The sequence below is a fragment of the Streptomyces anthophorae genome, assembly GCF_049310305.1.
In the GTDB taxonomy this organism is placed as follows: Bacteria; Actinomycetota; Actinomycetes; order Streptomycetales; family Streptomycetaceae; genus Streptomyces.
Genome location: NZ_JBLWQQ010000001.1, coordinates 5,626,706 through 5,650,454, shown reverse-complemented (window position 1 = coordinate 5,650,454; position 23,749 = coordinate 5,626,706). Strand labels below are relative to the sequence as shown.

The window sequence follows — 23,749 nt, the reverse complement described above, 5'->3', positions numbered from 1 at the left end:
GGAATCCTCCGCGTTGCGCGTCATGAGAACAGCCGGCGCCAGGTCTCGGGGCCGGGGTAGCCGTCGGCCGCCTTGCCCCGCCAGCCCTGGGCCCGCTGGAAGGCCTCGACGTTGCGCCGGTCCGCCTCGCTCCAGCGCGGTCCGGGGCCCGTGGTGTAGAACTTGCCGAATCCTTTCTTCACGAGCTGCTTGCCGAGCCGCGTGACGTCGGAGTTCTCCGCGCCGGGCCGGAACTTCGCCGCGCCGGGGAATTCCGACGACCCGGTCCGTTCGGCGCCGCCGCTTCCGCCGGACGGAATGCTCCGCCCTTGCCCCGTCGACAGATACGCCCAGGTCGTGGGCCCCGGGATGCCGTCCGCCGCCGCGCCGCGCCAGCCCTGTGCACGCTGGAACGCGCGCGTGGCCTTGCGGTCCGCCTCGCTCCACTTCGGCCCTGGACCGACCCGGTAGAACCGCTTGCCGCCCCGCTCGACGAGCATCTTGCCGAGCCGCGTCACGTACGCGTTGTCCTTGCCGGGGCCGAAGTACTCGGCGCCGGGGAACTTCGTCGTCGCGCCCGCCCCGGAGCTGCCGCCCGAGACCGCCCGGTACCGGTACGCGACGTAACTGCTCGAGTGGCTCCAGTAGGCGTACGGGGTGGACTGCACCCGGGTGCCGGGCCTGGTCTGCTCGTACGCGATGTACCGGGTGCGGGACGCGTCCGCCCAGCCGCCGAAGATCGTGACGTGCGAGCCCTTCTCCGGGTCGGCCGGGTTGTGGAAGAGCAGCATGTCGCCGGGTTGCAGCTGCGCCTTGGTGATCCGGGTGCCGTACTGGGCGAGGCTCCCGGTCCACTCGTTGCCCGGCAGGCCCCACGCCATGGAGACGAAGCCGGAGCAGTCCTGGCGGTAGCCGTCCTTCCAGAACTTGTTCATGTTGTACGGGACCTTGGCCGCGACCCACTTCCTGGCGCGGTCGAGGATCGCGGCCCGGGAGGTCTTGCGCAGGGTCGGGGACTTGACCAGTGACACGGATCCCGCGGCCGGGGCCGGCGCTCCGTGCAGCGGGCCGGACCCGCCCTGCGGAGTCGTGTCGCCCGGGGGCGGGGTCAGCGGTCTGGCCTCGTGGTGTTCGGCCGCGGCGGCCGGGGTGGTCTGGAGTCCGCCGATGACGGTGCCCGCGGCGGCGGCGAGGACCAGCGCGTGGCGGGCGCCCACCTTGGTGCGCACCGGGTGGGGCACCGCGCGCCGCCACTCGGCGCAGCCGGCGCAGTCGCAGTCCTCGGCCGGGTCGACGTCCTCGAAGACCGGGGCGCCCATCGGCTCCGCCGTGTCCCCTCGCTCCATCCGCTCCATGCGATTCCCCTCACACTCCGGTGCCGGACTTTGGAATAACGAGCCTCGATTCCGCACGCAGGAAGCGTCTCAACTGTCCAGACAAATCGCATGTTGACGGTCCGAATGATTGAAACCACCAGAATTCACCCACCTCCTCGGCGTGTCGAGTGGTCAGAAGCACCCGGGAGGCTCGGGTAAAGTTATGCAGGTCGACCGGCGCCATTAGCTCAGTTGGTTAGAGCAGCGGACTCTTAATCCGCGTGTCCGGGGTTCGAGTCCCTGATGGCGCACGTTGACGGTGGCGGTCTGTATTCGCGGAAAGCGCGAATCGGGCCGCCATCGTCGTTTCTGCGCGGCTTCGCCGCGCGCTGTGGGGGCTTCGCCACCCACACCCCCACGAGGAAGCCGGGCCCGGGCACGGGTGGGCCAATCAAGCCCCTGCGGCGATTGAGCAGCGGGGTCCGGGGCGGAGCCCCGAGGCCGCAACGCCGGTACCGGGGGCAAGCACAGCCGGGCCACATCAAGCCCCGCCGGCGATTGAGGCGCGGGGTCCGGGGCAGCGCCCCGTGGCCGTAACCGCGGAGTGGCGCAACCCGTGGCAAGCCCGGTAAACACCATGTATCGGCCTTGCGATCATGAACCGGGGCACAGCACTCTGTCATGGAGCCATTGGCTCCCAAGATGCTTACGGTACAAGGCAGTTGAAATGGGCGCCGTGTCACGCCGGGCCCGAGCCGGTTGCCGATCGCGCGGGGAGGGGGCCCCGCCCATGAACCGATGTCGAGGGGGGCATCATGCAACCGGAAGGCCGCCGTTCCAGTCTTACGTATGTAGGTAAGGGTGGGACGGTGGCCCGCCAGTGATACGTCCGGGGGCACGGTCAGGGGGCCCGTTCCCGGGCGCAGGACCGACGACCACGCGGTGACGCGTGCGGGGGGATGACTCATGACGTCGACGCCGACGGGCGCCCGGCCGGAATTCGACCCGTCCGAGACGACCCAGCTGCGAGTGCCACCGCATCGCACTGGCGGTTTCCGGCGCATCAGGAAATCGTTGCCGCGCTACGACTACGAGCACTACAGCCGGCTCGCCGGGCCACTGACCCAGCCCGATCCGAACCAGCCGTACAAGGTGCGCTATCGCTCGCTCCTCTCACAGGAGCCGCACAGGATCCGGGCCGCGCTGATGCTGGGCGCGGCCCCGCTGCTCTCTCTCGTCCTGCTGTTCTGGCTGATGCAGCCCGAGCACTGGACCGAACGGGACTATCCCGCCTACGACTTCCTGCCCGCCCTCGACATCGTGATGCTGGTGTCCATCGGGCTCATCGAGTTCTTCCGCTGCATGAACGTGTTGTCGAACGCGCACGCGACGCTGGTCGCCCGCGACCCGATCCCGGTGGTCCCGGAGACCGGCACCCGCGTCGCGTTCCTCACCTCGTTCGTGCCCGGCAAGGAGCCGCTCGAGATGGTGACGAAGACCCTGGAGGCGGCGGTCAAGCTGCGCCACCGGGGTCTGCTGCACGTCTGGCTGCTCGACGAGGGCGACGACCCCGCGGTCAAGGAGGTCTGCGAGCGGCTCGGCGTGCACCACTTCTCCCGCAAGGGTGTCGCGAAGTGGAACCAGCCGAAGGGCCCGCACCGCGCCAAGACCAAGCACGGCAACTACAACGCCTGGCTGGACGCGCACGGGGACGAGTACGACTTCTTCGCCTCCGTGGACACCGACCACGTGCCGCTGCCCAACTACCTGGAGCGGATGCTCGGCTTCTTCCGCGACCCCGACGTCGGGTTCGTCATCGGCCCGCAGGTGTACGGCAACTACGACAACTTCATCACCAAGGCCGCCGAGTCCCAGCAGTTCCTCTTCCACGCGCTGATCCAGCGCGCGGGCAACCGCTACGGCGCGCCCATGTTCGTCGGCACGTCCAACGCCGTGCGCATCAAGGCGCTCAAGCAGATCGGCGGCCTGTACGACTCCATCACGGAGGACATGGCCACCGGCTTCGAGATCCACCGGCACCGCAACCCCTTCACCGGCAGGAAGTGGCGTTCCGTATACACACCGGACGTGCTCGCGGTCGGCGAGGGCCCCAGCGCCTGGACGGACTTCTTCACCCAGCAGATGCGCTGGTCGCGCGGTACCTACGAGACGATCCTCAAGCAGTACTGGAAGGGCTTCTTCACGCTCCCGCCGAGCAAGCTCTTCAACTACACGATGATGATCATCTTCTACCCGATGGCGGCGATGAACTGGATCCTGGCGGCGCTGAGTTGTGCGCTGTTCCTGGGCCTGGGCGCATCCGGCGTGAACATCGACCCGACGATCTGGCTGATGCTGTACGGCAACGCGTCGGCGCTCCAGATCGGCCTCTACGTGTGGAACCGCCGGCACAACGTCTCGCCGCACGAGCCGGAGGGCTCCGGCGGCGTGGCCGGCATGGTGATGTCCGCGCTGTCGGCGCCGCTGTACGCGAAGGCGCTCTTCGACGCCGTGCTGCGCCGCAAGAGCAAGTTCGTGGTGACCCCCAAGGGCGATTCGGCGAGCCCCGACCGCTGGTTCGGGACCTTCCGCTACCACTGGTACTTCATCCTCATCTTCGGCGGCTCGATCGGCGCGGGCTTCTACTTCGGCCACTCCCACCCGGCGATGATCACCTGGGCCTCCTTCGCGCTGCTGATCACCGCGGCGCCGATGTTCGCGTGGCGCTACATGATCCGCCAGGAGAAGAAGAAGCCGAAGCAGCAGCCCGCGGCCGAGGCCCCGCAGCCGGAGTCCGCCGAGCGCCCGGCGCCCGCGCGGACGCACACCGCGCCGCAACAGAAGCCGAGTTGGGCCGCCCAGCCGCGGGACGGGGGTCCGGCCGCGGACGGGGGCAATGAACAGACCATGCAGATTTCCCTGGGGGGACACAACAAGTGAAAGACGGTGCGAGCCGCCGCCGTGCCCGGCGCATAGTCATCGGCACGGTGGTGGTCCTGGCGCTGGCCGGGATGAACGGACCCTGGCTGTACCGCTTCGGGTCGGCCAAGTATCACGAGTACAAGATCAACAAACCGGAGTACAAGGCCGAGAACGGGCACTGGGACGTCATCGATTTCCCCAAGGACATGCGCCTGAACACGATTCACGCGGCGCTGTTGCACACCGGGAAGATCCTGCTCGTCGCCGGGTCGGGGAACAACCAGAAGAACTTCGACGCGAAGAAGTTCGACACCCGGCTCTACGACCCGGTGAAGAAGACCATCAAGAAGATCCCCACGCCGACGGACCTGTTCTGCACGGGACACACGCAGCTGGCGAACGGGAACCTGCTGATCGCGGGCGGCACCAAGCGCTACGAGAAGCTGAAGGGCGACGTCACCAAGGCCGGCGGCCTGATGATCGTGCACAACGAGGACCCGGACGCGCCCAAGACCATCAAGGCGGGCACGGTCTTCACCGGCAAGGAGAACGGCAAGTCGTTCGTCGCCAAGGACAACATCACGGTCGAGCGCGCCAAGAAGGTCTTCGACAAGGCGACCGGCAGGTTCCTGCGCAATGAGCCGGGCCTCGGCCGGGTGTACGTGGAGGCGCAGCGGTCCGGCGCCAAGTACGAGACCGGCACCCAGGACAACTACCGGGTGCAGGGCCTCACCGGCCAGGACGCGCGCAATCTGTACGGCATCGCGCAGAAGCTCGCCCTGGACAAGAAGGACTTCCAGGGGATCAGGGACAGCTACGAGTTCGACCCGGTCGCCGAGAAGTACATCAAGGTCGACCCGATGAACGAGGCGCGCTGGTACCCGACGCTGACCACGCTCTCCGACGGCAAGGTCCTCTCGGTGTCCGGGCTCGACGAGATCGGGCAGCTGGTGCCGGGCAAGAACGAGGTGTACGACCCGAAGACGAAGAAGTGGACGTACCTGAAGGACGTCCGCCAGTTCCCGACGTATCCCGCGCTGTTCCAGATGGAGAACGGGAAGATCTTCTACTCGGGCGCTAATGCCGGTTACGGCCCCGACAACGTTGGCCGCAAGCCCGGCATTTGGGATCTGACGAACAACAAGTTCCAGAAGATTCCCGGGCTTTCGGACCCGAACATGATGGAGACGGCCAACACCGTCGAACTGCCGCCCGCTCAGGACCAGAAGTACATGGTGGTCGGCGGCGGTGGCGTCGGCGAGTCCAAGCTCTCCAGCGAGAAGACCCGGATCGTCGACCTGAAGGACAAGAGCCCGGAGTTCGTGGACGGGCCGAAGCTCGACAAGGGGACCCGGTACCCGCAGGCCTCGGTTCTGCCGGACGACTCGATCCTGGTCTCCGGCGGCTCGGAGGACTACCGCGGGCGCGGCGACTCCAACATCCTCGAGGCGCGGCTCTACGACACGAAGAAGAACGCGTTCAAGCGCGTCGCCGACCCGCACGTGGGGCGCAACTACCACTCGGGCTCGCTGCTGCTGCCCGACGGGCGCGTGCTGTTCTTCGGCTCGGACTCGCTCTACGCCGACAAGGCCAACACCAAGCCGGGCACGTTCGAGCAGCGCATCGAGATGTACACGCCGCCGTATCTGTACCGGGACTCGCGGCCGGCCCTGGAGGGCGGCGAGAGGACGATCCGGCGCGGCGGCTCGGCGACGTACAAGACGGAGCACGCGTCGTCCATCAAGACCGCCCGGCTGATCCGGCCGAGCGCCTCCACGCATGTGACGGACGTGGACCAGACGTCCATCGCGCTCGACCTCAAGAAGTCGGCGGACTCGGTGACGGTGTCCGTGCCGAGGAGCCGGTCGCTGGTGGAGTCGGGCTGGTACATGTTGTTCGTGACGGACGACCAGGGGACGCCCAGTAAGGCGCAGTGGGTCCACGTGCCGTAGGGCACGGGAGGCCGGAGCCCCGGACGTTGCACACGTCTCGGGGCTCCGCCCCGGACCCCGCTGCTCAATCGCCGCAGGGGCTTGAACGGGTTACTTGGCCCCTGCCAGCTTCAGGGCGTACTCGCCCCACCACTCGCCCGCCTTCGGGCCGCCCTTGCACGTGCCGTCGGACTCGCCCGGGCGCTTGACCCAGAGGTAGGCCTTGACCTGCGGGTCGCCGGTCCTGGTGGTCGGCTTCTCGCCGAGGGCCCGGCCCGGCGGGTTGCACCAGCGCTCGTCGGCGGCGCCGCCCGTGTACGGCCCGTTGCCGTTGCGGCTCGTGTCGACCACGAACGGCTTGTTGCCGACCTTCGCCGACAGCTCCTTGCCGTACTTGACCGACTCGTCGGTGGTGTAGAAGTTCGACACGTTGACCGAGAAGCCGTCGGCCTGGTCGATGCCCGACCGCTTCAGCGGCTCGTAGATCTGGTCCGGCTTGCCCCAGCCCGCGTTGCCCGCGTCGAGGTAGACCTTCGTGTCCTTCAGGGACTTGAGCTTCGCGATGGCGCCCTTGAGCAGGTCGTAGCGCTCCTCGTGGAACTGCTCGGGCGTGCAGTTGTCGACCATGTGCTGCACCGCGTCGGGCTCCAGGATCACCGTCGCCGGGCGGTCCCCGATGCCAGAGGCGACCTGGTCGATGAACTCCCGGTACGCGTTCCCGTCCGCGGCGCCGCCGCCCGAGTACTGGCCGCAGTCGCGGTGCGGGATGTTGTAGACGACGAGCAGCGCGTCCCGGTCGGCCTTCTGGGCGGCCTCGGTGAAGCCGCGCGCCTGGTCCGCCGCGTTCTCCGGCAACAGCCATTCCCCGCTGGGCTGTTCGGCGATCCTGCGGACCTTCGCGGCCTCGGCGTCCTTGCCGTCCTTCGCGAGGGCCGACGCGGCCTTCGCGGCCTTGCTGTCGGGGTTGACCCAGAACGGGTCGGCGCCCTTGGGCTGTTGCTTCACGGGGCCGGTCGCCCCGTCCCCCTCGTTGTCCCCGCCGCCGGAGGAACAGGCGGACACGAGCAGCGCCGCCCCCACGACGACCGCTCCAGCCCTCAGTTTCCGGTACATCCACTCCCCCTTGGGTGCACTGTCTGGCTCTCAATCGTGGCACACGCCCCTGCCGTGCCACGAGCGCGTACGCCGCTTGTCAAGGACCTGTTACAGCGCCCGGTCCCGCCTGTCCTGAACCCGTGACCGCACCCTGTGCCGATCCGCCCATCCGCTCTAGAGTCGAGACGAGCGGCCCCAGTCCTCGGCCGGTCGGATCCGACGGACCATCACAGCCTCCCGTGCCGAGGCCGGGCCTTCCCGCGGCCCCGCCGTCCGCATGGTCGAGGACCTGTCCGGTCGGCCGCCCCGGGGGGAGTGGGCTGCCGACCGGACAGGTGCACGCACCCGCTCAACCCGCCCTCCGCGGCGCGCCGTCCACGTCCGACAGGTACGCGGAGACGACCACGTTCGCGGTGTACGTGCCCGAGGCCTTGTCGAAGGTGCCTCCGCAGGTGATCAGCCGGAGCTCGGCGCGCCCCGAGTCGTGCGGGCCGTACGCCTCGGCCGGGTCGAAGTTCTCTCGGGAGAACACCCGGACGTCGTCGACGGTGAACCCGGCGACGGAGCCGTCGGCCCGCGTCACCCGCACCGTGTCCCCGGGCTCGGCCTCGCTGAGGTGGTAGAAGACGGCGGGCCTGCTCTCGGTGTCGACGTGCCCGACGAACAGGGCGGTGCCGCGCTCCCCCGGTTCCACCCCGTCGCGGTACCAGCCGACGACTCCGGCCCGCGCGTACGGCGGCGGGTCGACGGCACCGTTCCCGTCGAGTCCGCGGGGCACGACGGGCGCCTGGACGCGCAGCGCCGCGATGTCGACGCGGCGCGGCTGCGCGCCCTCGACCGGCCGGTGGGCGGCCGGCAGGTCGACGTCCGCGGGGCGGCCGACGGCGGCCGCGTCCCCGGTCGTCGGCGAGGACAGGTTCACATCGGTGGCGCCGTGGCCCCACAGCCACAGGCCGAGCAGCAGCACGGCCCAGGCCACTCCCGTGAGGAGCCGCCCGGCCCCCTGCGACCGGTCACTCATGGCGGACTCAGTGCCTCGTCGGCGAACCGGACGACCTGCGGCGGCGGGTGCTGCGGACGGCCACGGCGACCGCGGCGACCGCCGCGAGGCCCAGGCCGATGAGGGCGTGCCGGGTGCCGGGGCCCTCGCTGGGCGCGGCCGTGGGGGCCCGGTGGACGGCGAGGGCCTGCCGCTGCGCGGTGCCGCCGCCACCCGCGTGCACGAGGGCGGTCGGGGACGGGGCCGGCGAGGCACCCTCGGCGGATCCGTCGAGGACCCGGAGGGTGCCGGTGACCTTGCCCTCCACTCCGTCGCAGGTCACCGAGACCGGGTAGGCGTCGGGCTCGGCGGAGGACTTCACGCGGGCCTCCGCGAACAGGGTGGGTTCGTCGGCGGAGGGCGCGAGCCGGGCCGGGGAGACGAAGGCCGCGGAACTCGCGCTGCCCGCGGAGCCCTCGCAGCCGGTCACCCGCAGGTCGACATCGGTGCCCGCGGGTGCCTCCCGCGGGGTGACGGTGATCGTTCCCCCGCCGTCGGCCGCCTGGGCCGCGGTGGCCGGCGCGGTCACCAGGACGGCCGCCCCTGCGACACCGACAGCAAGCAGTCCTGCACGCATCGTGAACCTCCTGAAGTCAGCGTCACGCTCCTGGCCGCGTTCCGCATCCCGAGAGGCTCCAGTGGCGCGTCACACCGGGCGGGGCAGGGGTGCATACGATGGCAGTCCGTCGATCGAGCGCCGAGGAGTCCGCACACATGGCAGAGCCCAAGCCCATCGAATCGTGGCTGACCGACATGGACGGCGTGCTCATGCACGAGGGGGTGCCGATCCCGGGCGCGGACGCGTTCATCAAGAAGCTGCGGGACTCGGGCAAGCCGTTCCTCGTCCTGACGAACAATTCCATGTACACGGCCCGTGACCTGCACGCCCGGCTGAACCGGATCGGTCTGGAAGTCCCCGTCGAGAACATCTGGACGTCCGCCCTCGCGACCGCCCGGTTCGTGCGCGGCCAGCGGCCGAACGGCACGGCGTACGTGATCGGCGAGGCGGGTCTGACGACGGCGCTGCACGAGGAGGGCTACATCCTCAGCGACTCCGACCCCGACTTCGTGATCCTCGGCGAGACCCGTACGTATTCGTTCGAGTCGCTCACCAAGGCGATCCGGCTGATCAACGGCGGGGCCCGGTTCATCGCCACCAACCCCGACAACACCGGCCCCTCCACGGAGGGCGTGCTGCCCGCGACGGGCTCGGTGGCGGCACTGATCACCAAGGCGACCGGCAAGGACCCGTACTTCGTCGGCAAGCCCAATCCGCTGATGATGCGGACCGGGCTCAACGCCATCGGGGCGCACTCGGAGTCCAGCGCCATGATCGGCGACCGGATGGACACGGACGTGCTCGCGGGCCTGGAGGCCGGGATGACGACGTACCTCGTCCTCACCGGGCTCACCGGCCAGTCGGACATAGACCGTTTCCCGTTCCGGCCGACCGAGGTGGTCGACTCGATCGCGGACCTCGTCGACCGGGTCTGAGGAACGTACGGCGGCGGCCGGGGCCTCCTCAGCTGCCGGTCGCCGTCTTCCAGTCGTCCACGTACGTCTGGAGGTTCTTGGCGACGTCGTTCCAGTCCGGCTCGAAGATCTGCACGCCGTCCATGATCTTGGCGAGTTCCACGGCGTTGTCGTCGGTGGCCTTCACATCGGCGCGCGGCGAGAAGCCGCCGCCGACGGAACTGACCTGCTTCTGCTGCTTCGCCTCCAGCATGAAGTCCAGGAGCTTCTTGCCGTTGGCGGTGTGCGGGGCGTTCTTCACGAGGCCGCCCGCGTACGGCAGGGCGAAGGAGGTCGGCTTCCCTGAGGCCTTCTTCGGGAACCAGATGCCGAGGTTCGGCATGTCCTTGGACTGCGCGTAGTTCATCTGCACATCCCCGTTGGCGACGAGGAGTTCGCCCTTGTCGACCTTCGGGGAGAGCTTGCCGGTGGAGGCGGACGGGCCGACGTTGTTGGCCTGGAGCTTCTTCAGGTAGGCCATGGCCTGCTCCTTGCCGCCGAAGTCGTGCATGGCCTTGACGAGCAGGGCGGTGCCGTCGCCCGCGACGCCGGGCGTGGAGTACTGGAGCTTGTTCTTGTACTTGGCGTCGAGGAGCTGCTCCCAGGTGGTGGGCGGGGTCTTCAGCTCCTTCGTGTTGTGGACGAAGCCGAAGTAGTTGTTCACGACGGACGTCCAGGTGCCGTTCGCCGCCTTGTCGGCGCCGTCGACCTGGTCGGAGCCCTTGGGCGCGTACTTCGCCAAGAGGCCCTTCTCGTCGGCCTGTTGGATGAACGGCGGGAGGGTGACGAGGACGTCGGCCTGGGTGTTGACCTTCTCGCGGACGGCGCGCTGCACCATCTCGCCCGAGCCGCCCTCCACGTAGTCGACCTTGATGCCGGTCTTCTTGGTGAAGTCCTTGAAGACCTTGTCGTACCAGCCGTCGCCGTTCTCGCCCTTGAGGCCGTCGGCGCTGTAGACGGTGACGGTCTTCTCGTCGGAGGCGGCGGAGCTGCCGCCGCAGCCGGTCAGGGCCGCGGCGAGGGCGAGGCTGCCGGTGACGGCGGCGACGGTGGTGAGCGTGTGCTTGCGCATGGCGTGGTGAACTCCCGTGTCGTGTCAGGGGGTTGTCAGCGGTACGAGGCCTTGGTGCGGATCCGTGAGACGGCCAGCAGGACGAAGAGCGTGGCGGCCATCAGGACCACCGCGATCGCGGATCCGGTGAACAGGGAGCCGCGGTCGGTGGTCGCGTAGATCTGCACCGGGAGCGGCATCCAGTCGGGCGGGTAGAGCATCATCGTGGCGCTCAACTCGCCCATGGACAGGGCGAAGCAGAGGCCGGCGGCGGCGTTCAGGGAGGGCAGCAGCAGCGGCAGCTTCACCTTCCACAGGACGTACGCGGGCCGGGCGCCGAGGGAGGCCGCGGCCTGTTCGTACGCCGGGTCGAGACGCTGGAGGGCGGCCGAGACGGACTGGTAGGCGAACGCGGTGACCAGGATCGTGTGGGCGATGATCACGATCCAGCGGGTGCCGTTGAGCAGCATCGGCGGCCGGCTGAACGCCACGAGGACGGCGAGGCCGACGACCACGGACGGCACGGCGACCGGCAGCATGAACAGGGCGTCCAGCACACGCCGACCGCGCTTCCTGAGCGCCGCGGCGGCGAGCGCGGCCCAGCCGCCGACGACCAGCGCGAGCACGCTCGCGGTGACGGCCGTGACGAGGCTGGTGGTCAGGGCGGCGAGGGACTCGCCGCGGGTGGCCGCCTCGTAGTGCCCGCCGGTGAACCCGGAGGGCAGCGCGCCGGACCAGTTCGTGGCGAAGGACGCCGCGAGGACGACGAGGAGGGGAAGGGCGAACAGCGGCAGGAAGAGGGCGAAGAAGAGGCCCCAGACGGCCCACCGGCCGGTCCTGCTATGAACCAACACGACGGCTCACCACCCGGTACAGGCCGTAAAGACCCACGGAGACAAGGACGTTGATGACGGCGACCACGCACGCGCCCGGATAGTCGGACTCCAGGATCGCCTTGCTGTAGACGAGGGTCGGCAGCGTCGTGACGCCCTTGGCGCCGGTGAACAGGACGATCCCGAACTCGTTGAGGCACAGGACGAGGACCAGCGAACCGCCGGCGGCCAGCGCGGGCAGCGCCTCCGGCAGGATCACCTGCCGCACGATCCGGGCGGGCCGCGCCCCGAGCGACGCCGCGACCTCCAGCTGCGCCGTCTCCACCTGCGAGAACGCGGCGAGCAGCGGGCGCATCACGAACGGCGTGAAGTAGGTGATCTCGGCCAGCAGCACGCCCCACGGCGTGGCCAGGAACTGGAAGGGGCCGGTGGCCGCCCCGGTGACGTCCGTCCACAGCCCGTTGGCCATGCCCACCTGCCCGTAGACGAACAGCAGGGCGAGCGTGATCAGGAAGGAGGGGAAGGACAGGAACACGTCGATGAAGCGGGCGACGGCCTTCGCTCCGGGGAACGGCACGAACGCGACGATCAGCGCGAGCGCGAAGCCGAGGACGAGACAGCCGGCCGTGGAACCGACGGCCAGCCACACCGTCGTGCCGAGCGCCTCGCGGAACGCGGAGGACGCGAAGACGTCGGCGTACGGCTTCAGCGAGGTGCCGCCGGTGTCCGGGGTGAGCGACTGCTGGACGACGAGGAAGAGCGGATAGAGGAAGACGACCGCGAGGACGGCGACGGGCGGCAGCGCCCATATCCAACCGCTGCTCCTCGTACGGGACTTGGCGGCGCCCTGGCGGGGCGCGGCGAGCGTGGCGCTAGCCATGGCCGCCCACCTCCGACACGACCCCGGCGCCGAGCAGCACCGCGTCCTCGGGCGCGAAGTGCACCGTGATCCGCTCCCCCAGCACCGGCGGCTCGCGCAGCTCGCGCAGGTCGGCCTTGACGCGGTGGCCCTCGACGTCGACGTAGAGACGGTGGGTCGAGCCGCGCCACTGCACCTCGGTCACCTTGCCCGTGAGGGAGTTGGGTCCTTCGCCGAGGCCGACGAGGTGCGGGCGGACGCAGAGGGTGGCCGTGGCCCCGGCGGCCACGTCCTGGGTCGGGACCTTCAGCTCGGCGGCGCCGAAAGAGACGGTGTCCGTGCCGACCTGCACGGGGAGCAGGTTCGCGTTGCCGACGAAGGAGGCGGTGAACTCGGTGCGCGGGCGCCGGTACAGGTCCTGCGGCGTGCCGACGTCCTGGAGGCGGGCCCGGTCCATGACGGCGATGCGGTCGGCGAGGGTGAGCGCCTCGACCTGGTCGTGGGTGACGTAGAGGATCGAGACGTCGGGCAGCTCGCGGTGCAGGCGCGCCAGTTCGGCGAGCATCCCGGAGCGGAGCGTCGCGTCGAGCGCGGACAGCGGCTCGTCGAGCAGCAGCACGCCGGGCCGGACGGCGAGGGCGCGGGCGATGGCGACGCGCTGCTGCTGGCCGCCGGAGAGCTCGCGCGGGTAGCGCTTGGCGTAGGAGGCCATGCCGGTCAGTTCGAGGGCCTCGGCGACGCGCGCGGGGATCTCGCCCTTCGGCACCTTCTGCGCCCGCATCCCGAAGGCGACGTTGTCCTCGACGCGCAGGTGCGGGAAGAGCGCGTAACTCTGCACGACCATGCCGATGCCGCGCCGGTGCGGCGGCAGGTCGGTGACGTCGCGCCCGCCGAGGAGCACCCTCCCGGACGCGGGGCGCACGAACCCGGCGACGGCGCGCAGCGCGGTGGTCTTCCCCGAGCCCGAGGGGCCGAGGAGGGCCATCACCTCGCCGGGCTCGACGGTCAGGTCGAGGGAGTCGAGAACGGTGGTGCCGCCGTACGCGACCGACACCCGGTCGAACCGGATGCCGCTCAGCTTCTGGTCGTTGTCTCTCACGGCGGCCACGCTCCTGGCGGCGGGTGTCCCGCGCGGAGCGGCCCGGCAACGGGACGGTGAACGGGCACCCAAGCTTGGACCAGACCCGTTATCGTTCTGTTACCTGCGAGGGGTGGGCCGGGTCAACTGCCGCCGAAGGAGCGGGCGTTACCAGCCGTCCGAGCCCAAACGCGCGGTGAACGAGAACCGGTCCCCCCGGTAAAGCGTCCGCACCCGCTCCGTGGCGCGGCGCCCCGTGTCGTACGAGATCCGGTGGATGAGCAGCATCGGCAGCGCGGGCGGCGTGCCGATGAGCAGGGCCTCGCGCGGGGTCGCGAGCACCGTCTCGATGCGCTCGTCGGCCGAGCCGAACTCGATGCCGAGGCGGTCGTGGACGTAGGAGTAGAACGAGGAGTCGGGGTCGAACTCGGCGTCGAGGCGCGGCACCCGGGACACGGGCACGTAGGTCGACTCCAGGCCGACGCGCTCGTCGTCGGCGAGCAGCACGCGCTCCATGTGCCAGACGGGCTCGCCGCGCTCCAGGCCGATCTCGGCGGCGAGCGCGGGCGGGCACGGGAAGCGTTCGAGGCCGATGAGGGTGCGTCCCGGGCGCCGGCCCTGCCTGCGCACGCCCTCCGTGTACGAGGCAAGGGACAGCGGCTGCGCCAGCTTCGGGCCGGCGACGACGGTGCCCCTGCCGTGCCTTCGCAGCCGCCCTTCGAGCAGCAGCTCGCGCAGCGCCTGCCGCACGGTCTCGCGCGCCACCTCGTAGCGCAGGGCGAGTTCGCGCTCGGCGGGAAGGGTCTCGCCCTCGGCCAACTCGCCGACGAGCGCGGCGATCTGGGCCTTTACGGCGTAGTACTTCGGGATGCGCCCGTGCTCGGGGATGCCGTCGCGCACGGGGGCGCCGGGGGCCTGGTCGTTCGGGTAGTCCACGCGGGGATGGTCGCAGACGCGGGTGAACACCGGCTCCGGCGTCCGTCCCGCGCCCTCTTGGGCCCGGCCGCCGCGCGTGGTCGGCTGGGGCGGCGGCCGGGCCGGTGGCGGGCCGGGGCTCAGCGTCCGCCGACGCGGAGCCGCCGGGCTCCCACCACGAGGGTCGCGCCGGCGAGGAGGAGGGTGCCGGCCGCGACCCCCAGTCCGAGCAGGGCGCGCGGGCCCGTACGGGCGAGTTCGTCCGCGAGGGTCGGGCCCGCGGCCTCTTCGATGGTGAACGGGTAGTCGTCGGACTCGCCGACCCATTCGCCGTCGTCGTCCTTGCGCCGGACGAGCGCAGCGTTGGCGACGACCCGGTCGGGCGGGGTGCCGTCGGCGAACGCGAGGCGGACGTCGACGGTGACCGTGTCGCCCGCGCCGACCGAGAACCCGGGGAAGCCGTCGAAGACGCCGATGTTCTCGTCCCTGGCGGTCCGCTCGACGGTCACGGGGCGCCAGCGGCCCGCGTCCCGGAACTCCATCGTGATCCGCTTCGGCGTCAGCTTCCGGGTCCGGTCGACGAGTACGAGGACGGGGTGGAGGTCGGCGCAGCGGGCGGTGGTGGTGTTGGTCAGGTCGAGCGAGAAGTGCCGGGGGGCGTCGCCGGGGTGGTAGGTGGCGGGGCCCTCGTCGATACGGGTGTCGATCGGGAAGTCGCCGCCCTTGGCTGCCGCGCAGGCCTGGGTGCCGGTGTCGGCGGTGGCCTCGTGCGTGGGGGCGAGCGGGGTGAGGGCGGAGGCGGCGATGGCGGTGACGGCGAGGGCGAGCGGTCGGCGCAGTCGCATGAAGGCCCTTCACTGGTCGCGGAGTTGACGACAGTCGTGGGCCAGAACCTTTCCATCGCGGGGCGACCGGGTGGGGTTGGTGCGCCGCGGCGCGCGCGGCGGTTCCCTCGATCGGCCCAGCCGAACGCACACCGGCACCGGCGTTGCGCTCCCGGGGCTCCGCCCCGGACCCCGCGCCTCAATCGCCGGCGGGGCTTGAATGATCCGGTCCCGCCTTGGGCAATCTGCCGCCTCATGGGGTCTCCCCTGCTCGGAGCTTGTCGGAGAGCTTGGGGAAGGCAGGGTGGGCAAGGCGGCCCCCGGTGCCGCGCGCCCCTTACGACGGCCCCCGCCACGGAGCTGTTACGACGGAGCCGCTCGCCCGAACAGTGGGGCCAGGATCATGTGGGCCGCGCCCTCGACCGCTTGGGTGTCGCCGCCGGGGGCCGCACGGACGGGTATCGCGGGGCCGCCGCCCTCCCGGCGCGCGCGGGCCGCGACGACCCGTTCCACCCCGCGGACGAACCGCTTCTCGTGCGCCGCCACCGTCCGCCCACCGAGCAGCACCGCGTCGATGTCGAGCAGGCTCACCAGATTCGCCGCCCCCTCCCCCAGCACCCGCGCCGCCTCGTCGAGCCCCCGCTCCGTGCCGGAGGCGACCGCCGCGAGGCAGATGGCCTCGATGCAGCCCCGGTTGCCGCAGCCGCACACAGGACCGTCCAGCTGGATGACCTGGTGGCCGAACTCGCCCGCACCGGTGCGCGCGCCACGGTAGAGCGAGCCGTCGAGGACGAGGCCGGCGCCGAGCCCCGTACCGAGGTGGAGGTAGGCGAAGGAGCGCTCGCCCTCACCCTCCAGGGCGAGGCCGAGCGCCGCCGCGTTCGTGTCCTTGTCCACGACGACCGGCAGCCCGAGCCGCTCCGCGAGCGCGTCGCGCAGCGGAAAGCCGTCCCACTGCGGGAAACCGGTGACCCGGTGCAGCACCCCGTCCGCGTGGTCGAGCGGCCCCGGCACGGCGACCCCGACGCCGAGGACCGTCCGGCCCCCGTCCGCGTCCAGCAGCGCGTCCACCTCGCAGGCGGCGGCCGCGAGCACCGCGTCGGCCCCCGCGCCGAGGTCGAGCGGTGCGCGCCGGGCCGCGACGACGGCGCCGGACAGGTCGGTGAGCACGGTGTGCAGCTCGTCGCGGTCCAGGTGCAGGCCGACCGCGTGCGCGGCGCCCGCGAGCAGCCGCAGGACGGTGCGCGGCTTGCCCCCGGTGGAGGCCCGGCGGCCCGCCTCGACCGCGAGACCGTCCCCCCGCAGCCGCGCCGTGATCTTGCTGACGGCCTGCGGGGTGAGCCCGGTGCGCTCGGCCAGCTCGAGACGGCTTATCCCGTCCTCCCCCGCCGTCCGCAGCAGATCGAGCACGAGCGCCGCGTTGTGCCCGCGCAGGGCGCTCAGGTTGGCGCCCACCGTCGCGGCCATGGTCCTCCTCACGTGTGCAGTCACCAGCCCATTGTCCCCCGCGCTTGCACTTTGGCAACACCGTTGCTTAAGTGGAGGCATGACTGGTACGAGTGCAGCCCTCCGCGTGGGCCTGGTCGGCTACGGCCTGGCGGGCTCCGTCTTCCACGCCCCGCTGATCGCCGCGACCGAGGGCCTGACCCTGGACACGGTCGTCACCTCGAACCCCGAGCGGCAGGCCCAGGCCCGCGCCGAGCACGGTGACGGACTGCGCTTCGTCGCCTCCCCCGACGACCTGTGGGAGCACGCGGACGAGCTCGACCTCATCGTCATCGCGTCACCCAACAAGACGCACGTGCCGCTCGCGAAGGCCGCCATCGCCGCGGGCCTCCCGGTCGTCGTCGACAAGCCGGTCGCGGGCACCGCCGCCGAGGCCCGCGAGCTCGCCGAGCTGGCCGAGAAGCAGGGCGTCCTCCTGTCGGTCTTCCAGAACCGCCGCTGGGACAACGACTTCCTGACCCTCCAAAAGCTCCTCGCGGACGGCGAGTTGGGCGACGTCTGGCGCTTCGAGTCCCGCTTCGAGCGCTGGCGTCCGCAGCCCAAGGGCGGCTGGCGCGAGTCCGGCAACCCGGAGGAGATCGGCGGCCTGCTGTACGACCTCGGCAGCCACGTCGTCGACCAGGCCCTCGTGCTGTTCGGCCCGGCCGTCTCCGTCTACGCCGAGTCGGACGTGCGCCGCCCCGGCGCCGAGGCCGACGACGACACGTTCATCGCGATCACCCACGCGAGCGGGGTGCGCTCGCACCTGTACGTCTCCGCCACCACCGCCCAGCTCGGCCCGCGCTTCCGCGTGCTCGGCTCGCAGGCGGGCTACGTGAAGTACGGGCTCGACCCGCAGGAGGCCGCGCTGCGCGACGGCAAGCGCCCGACGGCCGGCGAACCGTGGGGCGTGGAGGGCGAGTCGCTGTGGGGCCGGGTCGGCTCCGGCGAGTCCCCGCTGACGGGCGGTGGCCGCCCGCTCGCGACGGTCGACGGCGACTACCCCGCGTACTACGCCGCCGTCGCCGCGGCGCTGCGCGACGGCGCCCCGAACCCGGTGCCCGCCACGCAGGCCGCCGACGCGCTCGACGTCCTGGAGGCGGCCCGGGTCTCGGCCCGCGACGCCAAGGTGGTGGCCCTGTGACGCAGCCGGTTGCGGCCAACCCCGAAGGCGCCCCGCAGATCCGCGAGTTGGAGGAGCAGGAGCGCCGCCTCGTCCTGGACTCCTTCACGTACGACGACGCCTGGACCCTCGGCAACCTCTTGGTCGACCTCGCCCGCGAACGCGAGGCCCCCGTCGCCATCGACATCACCCGCGGCGGCCAGCAGCTGTTCCACGCGGCGCTGCCGGGCTCGGCCCCGGACAACGACGCATGGATCGCCCGCAAGCGCCGCGTCGTCGAGCGCTACCACGCCTCGTCCTACCTGGTCGGCAGCCGCTTCCGGGCCAAGGGCACGACGTTCGAGGACGCCTCGCGCCTCGACCCGGACACGTACGCGGCGCACGGCGGCGCCTTCCCGATCTCCGTACGGGGAGCGGGAGTCGTCGGCGCCGTGGTGGTCTCGGGCCTTCCGCAGGTCGAGGACCACAAGCTGGTCGTGACGGCGCTGGAGCGGTTCGTCGGCTAGCGCGGTGTGAGCCTCAGCCGCACCGGTTCGGCCGGGCGCATCGTGATGCCGAACGCCGTCGCGATCTCCCGGTCGTCCACCGCCTCGACCTCGTACGGCTGAAGCAGCACGGCGAGGCCGAGGACCGATTCGAGCATCGCGAACTGCGCGCCGATACAGGCCCGCGGGCCGCCGCCGAACGGCATCCACGCGTACCGGTGGCGGCCCTGCTCCGCCTCCGACAGGAAGCGGTCCGGGTCGAAGCGCATCGGCTCGGGCCAGTACGCGGGGTCGCGGTGCGTGACGTAGGCGGAGACGGTGACGTCCGAGCCCGCCGGGATCAGCACGCCGTCGACCTCGGTGTCGGCGACCGCCTGACGGCCGGTCGCGGCGGCGGCCGGGTACAGCCGCATCGCCTCCTTCACCACGCGCTCGGTGTACGGCATGCGGCCGAGGTCGGCGGCCTGCGGCAGCCGTCCGTCGGCGAGGACCGAGTCGATCTCCTCGTGGGTCCGCTTCTGGGCGTCCGGGTTCCGGCCGAGCAGGTGCAGGGCGAAGGTCAGCGAGGTCGACGTCGTCTCGTGCCCGGCGAGCAGGAAGACAAGCACCTGGTCGCGGATCTCGTCGGGCGACAGCGCCTCGCCGTCCTCCGTACGCGCCTTGATCAGCAGGCCGAGCAGGTCACTGCCCGGCTCGTCGGCGGCCCTGCGCTCCGCGATCAGCGTGTCGCAGACGGCGTACAGCTCCTCGCAGGCGGAGTCGAAGCGCCGGTTGCGCGGCGTCGGCCAGGAGGGCTTGACGAGACCCGCGCCGTACGCGCGCCGCAGCGAGGTCTCGCTGATCTCGGGGAAGAAGCGGCGGACGGCGGGCACGGCGGTGTCGATGTCGGCGCCGAACAGGATCCGGGCGACGGCGCGCAGCGTGAACTGCTCCATCTCGGCGGCCACGTCCACGACGTCCCGGCCGCGCCAGCCCTCGGCGGTGGCCGTCGCCTCACCGGTGATGGCGGTGTCGTAGGTGCGGGTGCCGCGCGGCGTGAACAGCGGCTGGATGAGCCGCCGTTGACGCAGGTACGTCTCGTCCTGGCTGGTCAGCAGGCCGTTGCCGAAGGTGCTGCGGAGCACCTCGTAGAAGTAGTTGTCCTTGCGGAAGTTGGCCGACTCGGTGGCGAGCACCTGCTGTGCGGCCTCGGCGGAGAACAGTCCGTACATGGTGCGCCGCAGGCCGGGCGGCCCGGCGACGAACTTCACGACGTCGCCGTGCGTTTCACGGGCCCGCAGGAAGGTCCCGAGCGCATCGCGCTTCAGATCGAGCATGGAGCCGAGGAGCGGGGTCCCGGTGGGTATGGGCGCTTGGGTGGTTGCTGTCACGAGCGGCAGCGTGCGCGCCCCGTCGCCCGCGGGCAACGGGGCGCGACGGGACGTGCGCAATCTTCACGTTCCCGGTGCACCGCGGCGTGCGGTTCAGCCGCGTCCGCCGGTCCGCCGCCTGCGGCTCAGGAAGACGAACGCCGCGCCCGTCGCCGCGGTGGCCGCCGCGATCGAGCCGAGCACGGCGGCGCCCAGGGACGGCGTCCCGGTATCGGCGAGGTGACCACCACCTCCACCTCCGCCACCCGTGCCCCCGGTGGTGCCGCCGCCGGACGTCCCACCGCTGTCACCGCCATCGGGCGGGGGCGCGGGGGTGGAGTCGGTCGGGGTGGGGGTGGGGGTGTCCTCGGTGGGGGTGGGGGTCGGCGTGTCCTCGGTGGGCGTAGGGGTCGGGGTGGAGTCGGTCGGCGTCGGAGTGGGTGTGGGGGTGGGGGTGGAGGTGTCCGTCGGGGTCGGCGTGGGCGTCACATCGGTCGGGGTCGGGGTGGGAGTGGGCGTGGGGGTAGGGGTGGGGTTGTACGGGTCCGGGCAGGACGGCAGGTCGCCGTCGAACGGGTAGGCGTGGATCTCCTGGCCCCCGCCGCCGCCCGCGGCCGAGGTGTGGGTCAGCGAACCCGCGCTGTAGAAGCGGCCGTTGAACCCGGACATGGTCATCGTCGTCGTGCTCGACGGGTTGCCGACCAGCGCGCTGCCGGAGAACTGGGTGCCGCCCGCGAGCTCCACGCTGCTCGCGTCGGGGAAGTTCCACAGCAGCCGGTCGCGCAGCTCGGCGGGGAGCAGGCCCTCGTACGTGTTGATCCTCCGCGCGTCGCCGTAGGCGTTGACGAGGACGGTGGCCCCGGACGGGATGTCGTCGAACCGGAAGCCGCCCATGCCGCCGCTCGCCGCGGCCACGTCGAAGTCGATGTCGAAGACTTGCAGCTCAGAGCTGCCGTCGCCGGTGAAGACGGTGGTGTTGCCGTCGTTGACCGCGGTGCCGGTCGGGGTGCGGCGCGCGCCGTTCTCGTACGCGTAGCACTGGCTGGCGTCGGTGAGCTGCTGCCGCAGGCCCTCGTACGGTTCGGCGGCGTCGGGGTCGTGCACGGACTTCGACTCGACGGTGCCGTCGAGCGCGCCCCCGTAGCGCGCGACGCCATGCGCCGAGGCGTCCTCGACGGCGACCCGCTCCCCCGCCGCGACGGACAGGTCCCCGCCGGTGGTGAGGTAGTCGGTCCCGTCGTCCGGAGGCACGCGCGACCCGACACCTGCGACGCCCACGTTGTAGATCTGCGAGCCGCCCGCGTCCTTGTCCTGGTCGAAGCCGCCGAGGGTGACGACCTTGCCCTCCGCCTCGGCGGCGCCCCCGCGAACCCGGAAGTCGTCACCGACGAAGACGTTGATGTTGTTGTCGCGGCCGGTCGGTGCGGCGTTGTTCGGTTCGGGATACGTGCCGGGGCAGTTGCTCCCCAGGCAGGGCCCGAGGCCACCCGGCAGCGGGGCGGCGGACGCGGGCGCGGCGGCGGCCCCCACGACGAGGATCGCCGACGCGAGCGTCCCGGCGGGCAACCGTGACTTTGAGATGACGGTACGAAGAGTTCCCATGGCCGAACTATGGGAACGGCCCTCCCGTCCTCCCGGGAGACACGCGCCCAGCCGGGCCGAGGGCACCCCGAACGGGGGTGCCCTCCCGCTGCCGAGCCCAGCGGCGCGGCTACGCCGGCTTCAGCTCCTGCCGCTGCCGCCCCAGCCCGTCGATCTCCAGCTCCACCACGTCACCCGCCCGCAGATACGGCTTCGGCTCGGGCTGGCCCATGGCGACACCCGCCGGCGTACCGGTGTTGATCACGTCACCGGGGTACAGGGTCATGAACTGGCTGACGTAGCGCACCACTTCGGCGACCGGGAAGATCTGGTCGGCCGTCGTGCCGTCCTGCTTCAGCTCCCCGTTGACCCACAGCCGCAGGCCGAGCGCCTGCGGGTCCGGGACCTCGTCGGCGGTGACCAGCCACGGGCCGAGCGGGTTGAACGTCTCGCAGTTCTTGCCCTTGTCCCAGGTGCCGCCGCGCTCGATCTGGAACTCGCGCTCGGACACGTCGTGCGCGACCGCGTACCCGGCGACGCACGCGAGGGCGGCCTCGTGGGACTCGACGTAGCGGGCCGTGTGCCCGATGACGATGGCGAGCTCCACCTCCCAGTCGGTCTTCACGGAGCCGCGCGGTACGAGGACCGTGTCGTCGGGTCCGACGACCGTGTCGGCCGCCTTGAAGAACACGACCGGCTCGGCGGGCGGCTGGGCGCCGGTCTCCGCCGCGTGGTCGTGGTAGTTCAGCCCGATGCACACGACCTTGCCGATACGGGCCACCGGAGGGCCGATCCGCAGCCCCGACGCATCGAGGACGGGCAGTTCCCCGGCCGCGGCCGCGGCCCGCACGCGCTCGATCGCGGCGTCGTCGTCGAGGAGTGCCCCGTCGACGTCCGTGACGAGTCCGGACAGGTCGCGCAGCGTTCCCTCGGCGTCGAGCAGCGCGGGGCGCTCGGCTCCGGCGGGACCGACTCGCAGCAGCTTCATGGTGTAACTCCCTCTGCAGTAGGAGGAGCCTCCACGGCCCGGTGCGGCGTGCAGCCATCGGAGGACTGGTCGATCCTCCAAGGAGAACGTCCAGTCCGCAATACCCCGTTCACGGACTGGACCCGGACGACCGCTCTGCGCGCCCGTCGCGCCCGGCCGCGCTCAGAGTGCGGGCGCGGCCGCCGCCCCGCCCGCGTACGGCATGTCCCGGTAGAGAACGGCCCGCTCGATCGAGCTCCACGTCGTCGACGTGACGACGTACAGCGCGGCGGCGAGCGGCACGAAGGCCACCGTGAAGAGGGTGAAGAAGGACATCAGCGGCATGAACCTGCCCATCGCCGCCATGCCCGGCACCGGCTGCCCCGCATCGGCCCCCGGCGTCGGCGCCTGCGCCATCTGCCGCTTCGTGCGCCGGTAATTGAAGGTCGCGACGGTGGCGACGAGCGCGAACAGCGCCACGTAGACGAGCCCCTGCTCCCCGAAGAGCCCGCCGTGCGCGAGCGCGTCGTGGAAGCGGCCGCCGAGCGGGGCCGCGCCGAGGGTGTGGCCGAGCAGGACGTTGGGCTCGCCGCCGATGCTCCGGTTGGAGAACAGGTGGTAGAGCAGGAAGAACGCCGGCATCTGGAAGAGCATCGGCAGGCAGCCGGTCAGCGGGGAGACCTTCTCCTCGCGGTGCAGCTCCATGATCGCCTTCTGCATCGCCTCGGGGCTCTTCTTGTGCTTCTTGCGCAGTTCGGCGATGCGCGGCTGGAGCTTGGCCCGCTCCCGCTGCCCGCGGGCCGCGGCCCGCGACAGGGGGTGGACGAGGAGGCGTACGAACGCGGTGAACAGGATGATCGCCGCGGCGGTGGCGGACGCGTGCAGGAGCGGCTGGAGCAGGTCGGCGAGGTGTGCGACCAGGCCTGCGAATACGGACATGAACGACGACATGGGTGAGCCCTCCGGGGGTCTCGTCGTGCCTGACATCAAAGATCGAGAAATGAGTCGGCGTGACGGACCGGTGAGCCCAGAGGGTTCAGGGGTTCAGCAGCCCGTCGGGACGAGGCGTCCGGGGGCTCGGGGCCTGGGGCGGCCGGAGGCGTCGGGATCGCGCTGCGGCAGGAACGCGGTGCGCCGCTCGCGGTCGCGGATGGCGGTGCGGACGCGGGTGCGCGCCACGGCGGGCGCGGAACGCGCGGCCAGGACGGCGCAGGCGGCGAGGGCCGAGCCCGCGGCGGCGGTCGCGGCGAGCGCGACGGCACCGACGAAGCTTCCGGTGTCGACGAGCGCCGACCCGAGGAGGACGAAGAGCAGCAGGGCGACGGGTCGCAGTGCCGTGGTGCCACTGGTCGTGCGTGCCATGCGCCTGCCTCCTCCCGCCGCTCGGGTACGTGTCTCCCGCCAG

General features: G+C 71.4%; 21 protein-coding genes and 1 tRNA gene. 6 read left to right on the top strand and 16 right to left on the bottom strand.

Features of this window, described 5'->3' with window-relative positions:
- Window positions 1-20: 20 nt before the first annotated feature.
- Window positions 21-1,298: a peptidoglycan-binding protein gene (locus ACNYS0_RS25740; protein WP_422482778.1), complete on the bottom strand. Its 1,278-nt coding sequence runs from the start codon at window positions 1,296-1,298 to the stop codon at window positions 21-23.
- 234 nt (window positions 1,299-1,532) lie between these two features.
- Here ACNYS0_RS25740 and ACNYS0_RS25735 point away from each other — a divergent pair.
- From ACNYS0_RS25735 to glxA, 3 genes are all read left to right on the top strand, one after another.
- A tRNA-Lys gene (locus ACNYS0_RS25735) sits at window positions 1,533-1,606 on the top strand.
- Between the two features lie 655 nt (window positions 1,607-2,261).
- Window positions 2,262-4,235 carry a glycosyltransferase family 2 protein gene (locus ACNYS0_RS25730; RefSeq protein ID WP_422476825.1) on the top strand — a complete coding sequence of 658 codons (1,974 nt, stop codon included), beginning with the start codon at window positions 2,262-2,264 and terminating at the stop codon, window positions 4,233-4,235.
- Window positions 4,232-6,169 (top strand): radical copper oxidase GlxA, encoded by a 1,938-nt coding sequence (glxA, locus tag ACNYS0_RS25725; RefSeq protein ID WP_422476824.1) that lies wholly within the window; start codon window positions 4,232-4,234, stop codon window positions 6,167-6,169. Before ACNYS0_RS25730 ends, glxA begins: the two co-directional genes overlap by 4 nt.
- 90 nt (window positions 6,170-6,259) lie before the next feature.
- On the opposite strand, the gene ACNYS0_RS25720 is transcribed toward glxA, so the two are convergent.
- The 3 genes from ACNYS0_RS25720 to ACNYS0_RS25710 all read right to left on the bottom strand — a co-directional run bounded on the left by ACNYS0_RS25720 (window position 6,260) and on the right by ACNYS0_RS25710 (window position 8,859).
- Window positions 6,260-7,261 (bottom strand): glycoside hydrolase family 6 protein, encoded by a 1,002-nt coding sequence (locus ACNYS0_RS25720; RefSeq protein ID WP_422476823.1) that lies wholly within the window; start codon window positions 7,259-7,261, stop codon window positions 6,260-6,262.
- 331 nt (window positions 7,262-7,592) lie between these two features.
- The gene (locus ACNYS0_RS25715; RefSeq protein ID WP_422476822.1) at window positions 7,593-8,264 is read right to left on the bottom strand and encodes a class F sortase; all 672 of its coding nucleotides are present in this window, start codon (window positions 8,262-8,264) and stop codon (window positions 7,593-7,595) included.
- A 7-nt stretch (window positions 8,265-8,271) separates the two neighbouring features.
- On the bottom strand, window positions 8,272-8,859 hold the full coding sequence (locus tag ACNYS0_RS25710) for a hypothetical protein (RefSeq protein WP_422476821.1): 588 nt from the start codon (window positions 8,857-8,859) through the stop codon (window positions 8,272-8,274).
- 137 nt (window positions 8,860-8,996) lie between these two features.
- On the opposite strand from ACNYS0_RS25710, the gene ACNYS0_RS25705 reads away from it, so the two are divergent.
- Complete coding sequence (locus tag ACNYS0_RS25705; RefSeq protein WP_385760173.1) at window positions 8,997-9,776, top strand: HAD-IIA family hydrolase; 780 nt, start codon at window positions 8,997-8,999, stop codon at window positions 9,774-9,776.
- Between the two features lie 28 nt (window positions 9,777-9,804).
- On the opposite strand, the gene ACNYS0_RS25700 is transcribed toward ACNYS0_RS25705, so the two are convergent.
- The 7 genes from ACNYS0_RS25700 to ACNYS0_RS25670 form a co-directional block, all read right to left on the bottom strand.
- Window positions 9,805-10,866 carry a 2-aminoethylphosphonate ABC transporter substrate-binding protein gene (locus ACNYS0_RS25700; protein WP_422476820.1) on the bottom strand — a complete coding sequence of 354 codons (1,062 nt, stop codon included), beginning with the start codon at window positions 10,864-10,866 and terminating at the stop codon, window positions 9,805-9,807.
- A gap of 35 nt (window positions 10,867-10,901) precedes the next feature.
- Complete coding sequence (locus ACNYS0_RS25695; protein ID WP_422476819.1) at window positions 10,902-11,699, bottom strand: ABC transporter permease; 798 nt, start codon at window positions 11,697-11,699, stop codon at window positions 10,902-10,904.
- Window positions 11,686-12,558, bottom strand: coding sequence for a 2-aminoethylphosphonate ABC transporter permease subunit (locus tag ACNYS0_RS25690; protein WP_422476818.1), 873 nt, complete (start codon window positions 12,556-12,558; stop codon window positions 11,686-11,688). The genes ACNYS0_RS25695 and ACNYS0_RS25690 overlap by 14 nt, the downstream gene beginning before the upstream one ends.
- A complete protein-coding gene (locus ACNYS0_RS25685; protein ID WP_422476817.1) occupies window positions 12,551-13,636 on the bottom strand; it encodes an ABC transporter ATP-binding protein in 1,086 nt (361 codons plus the stop codon). Before ACNYS0_RS25685 ends, ACNYS0_RS25690 begins: the two co-directional genes overlap by 8 nt.
- 147 nt (window positions 13,637-13,783) lie before the next feature.
- Entirely contained in the window at window positions 13,784-14,551 is a 768-nt protein-coding gene (locus tag ACNYS0_RS25680; RefSeq protein ID WP_422476816.1) for a GntR family transcriptional regulator, read from the bottom strand.
- 119 nt (window positions 14,552-14,670) lie between these two features.
- Entirely contained in the window at window positions 14,671-15,375 is a 705-nt protein-coding gene (locus tag ACNYS0_RS25675) for a hypothetical protein (protein WP_422476815.1), read from the bottom strand.
- 342 nt (window positions 15,376-15,717) lie between these two features.
- Window positions 15,718-16,821 carry an ROK family transcriptional regulator gene (locus ACNYS0_RS25670; RefSeq protein WP_422476814.1) on the bottom strand — a complete coding sequence of 368 codons (1,104 nt, stop codon included), beginning with the start codon at window positions 16,819-16,821 and terminating at the stop codon, window positions 15,718-15,720.
- A 79-nt stretch (window positions 16,822-16,900) separates the two neighbouring features.
- On the opposite strand from ACNYS0_RS25670, the gene ACNYS0_RS25665 reads away from it, so the two are divergent.
- Window positions 16,901-17,983: a Gfo/Idh/MocA family protein gene (locus ACNYS0_RS25665; protein ID WP_422476813.1), complete on the top strand. Its 1,083-nt coding sequence runs from the start codon at window positions 16,901-16,903 to the stop codon at window positions 17,981-17,983.
- Complete coding sequence (locus ACNYS0_RS25660; protein WP_422476812.1) at window positions 17,980-18,468, top strand: heme-degrading domain-containing protein; 489 nt, start codon at window positions 17,980-17,982, stop codon at window positions 18,466-18,468. The genes ACNYS0_RS25665 and ACNYS0_RS25660 overlap by 4 nt, the downstream gene beginning before the upstream one ends.
- Here the strand turns inward: ACNYS0_RS25660 and ACNYS0_RS25655 are convergent.
- The 5 genes from ACNYS0_RS25655 to ACNYS0_RS25635 form a co-directional block, all read right to left on the bottom strand.
- The gene (locus ACNYS0_RS25655) at window positions 18,465-19,817 is read right to left on the bottom strand and encodes a cytochrome P450 (RefSeq protein WP_422476811.1); all 1,353 of its coding nucleotides are present in this window, start codon (window positions 19,815-19,817) and stop codon (window positions 18,465-18,467) included. The two genes, ACNYS0_RS25660 and ACNYS0_RS25655, sit on opposite strands and share 4 nt — an antisense overlap.
- 93 nt (window positions 19,818-19,910) lie before the next feature.
- Window positions 19,911-21,398 carry a choice-of-anchor A family protein gene (locus tag ACNYS0_RS25650; protein ID WP_422476810.1) on the bottom strand — a complete coding sequence of 496 codons (1,488 nt, stop codon included), beginning with the start codon at window positions 21,396-21,398 and terminating at the stop codon, window positions 19,911-19,913.
- A gap of 109 nt (window positions 21,399-21,507) precedes the next feature.
- Complete coding sequence (locus ACNYS0_RS25645; protein ID WP_422476809.1) at window positions 21,508-22,365, bottom strand: fumarylacetoacetate hydrolase family protein; 858 nt, start codon at window positions 22,363-22,365, stop codon at window positions 21,508-21,510.
- A gap of 162 nt (window positions 22,366-22,527) precedes the next feature.
- On the bottom strand, window positions 22,528-23,295 hold the full coding sequence (locus ACNYS0_RS25640; protein ID WP_422476808.1) for a YidC/Oxa1 family membrane protein insertase: 768 nt from the start codon (window positions 23,293-23,295) through the stop codon (window positions 22,528-22,530).
- Between the two features lie 93 nt (window positions 23,296-23,388).
- The gene (locus ACNYS0_RS25635) at window positions 23,389-23,706 is read right to left on the bottom strand and encodes a DUF6412 domain-containing protein (protein WP_422430869.1); all 318 of its coding nucleotides are present in this window, start codon (window positions 23,704-23,706) and stop codon (window positions 23,389-23,391) included.
- Window positions 23,707-23,749 lie beyond the last annotated feature (43 nt).

Bases quoted from the DNA above. Each gene is read 5' to 3' on its own strand.
- ACNYS0_RS25645 (WP_422476809.1), bottom strand. From the start codon at position 22,365: ATGAAGCTGCTGCGAGTCGGTCCCGCCGGAGCCGAGCGCCCCGCGCTG.
- ACNYS0_RS25730 (WP_422476825.1), top strand. From the start codon at position 2,262: ATGACGTCGACGCCGACGGGCGCCCGGCCGGAATTCGACCCGTCCGAG.
- ACNYS0_RS25705 (WP_385760173.1), top strand. From the start codon at position 8,997: ATGGCAGAGCCCAAGCCCATCGAATCGTGGCTGACCGACATGGACGGC.
- ACNYS0_RS25675 (WP_422476815.1), bottom strand. From the start codon at position 15,375: ATGCGACTGCGCCGACCGCTCGCCCTCGCCGTCACCGCCATCGCCGCC.
- ACNYS0_RS25720 (WP_422476823.1), bottom strand. From the start codon at position 7,261: ATGTACCGGAAACTGAGGGCTGGAGCGGTCGTCGTGGGGGCGGCGCTG.
- ACNYS0_RS25700 (WP_422476820.1), bottom strand. From the start codon at position 10,866: ATGCGCAAGCACACGCTCACCACCGTCGCCGCCGTCACCGGCAGCCTC.
- ACNYS0_RS25640 (WP_422476808.1), bottom strand. From the start codon at position 23,295: ATGTCGTCGTTCATGTCCGTATTCGCAGGCCTGGTCGCACACCTCGCC.
- ACNYS0_RS25665 (WP_422476813.1), top strand. From the start codon at position 16,901: ATGACTGGTACGAGTGCAGCCCTCCGCGTGGGCCTGGTCGGCTACGGC.
- ACNYS0_RS25650 (WP_422476810.1), bottom strand. From the start codon at position 21,398: ATGGGAACTCTTCGTACCGTCATCTCAAAGTCACGGTTGCCCGCCGGG.
- ACNYS0_RS25670 (WP_422476814.1), bottom strand. From the start codon at position 16,821: ATGGCCGCGACGGTGGGCGCCAACCTGAGCGCCCTGCGCGGGCACAAC.
- ACNYS0_RS25710 (WP_422476821.1), bottom strand. From the start codon at position 8,859: ATGCGTGCAGGACTGCTTGCTGTCGGTGTCGCAGGGGCGGCCGTCCTG.
- ACNYS0_RS25690 (WP_422476818.1), bottom strand. From the start codon at position 12,558: ATGGCTAGCGCCACGCTCGCCGCGCCCCGCCAGGGCGCCGCCAAGTCC.
- ACNYS0_RS25635 (WP_422430869.1), bottom strand. From the start codon at position 23,706: ATGGCACGCACGACCAGTGGCACCACGGCACTGCGACCCGTCGCCCTG.
- ACNYS0_RS25740 (WP_422482778.1), bottom strand. From the start codon at position 1,298: ATGGGCGCCCCGGTCTTCGAGGACGTCGACCCGGCCGAGGACTGCGAC.
- ACNYS0_RS25715 (WP_422476822.1), bottom strand. From the start codon at position 8,264: ATGAGTGACCGGTCGCAGGGGGCCGGGCGGCTCCTCACGGGAGTGGCC.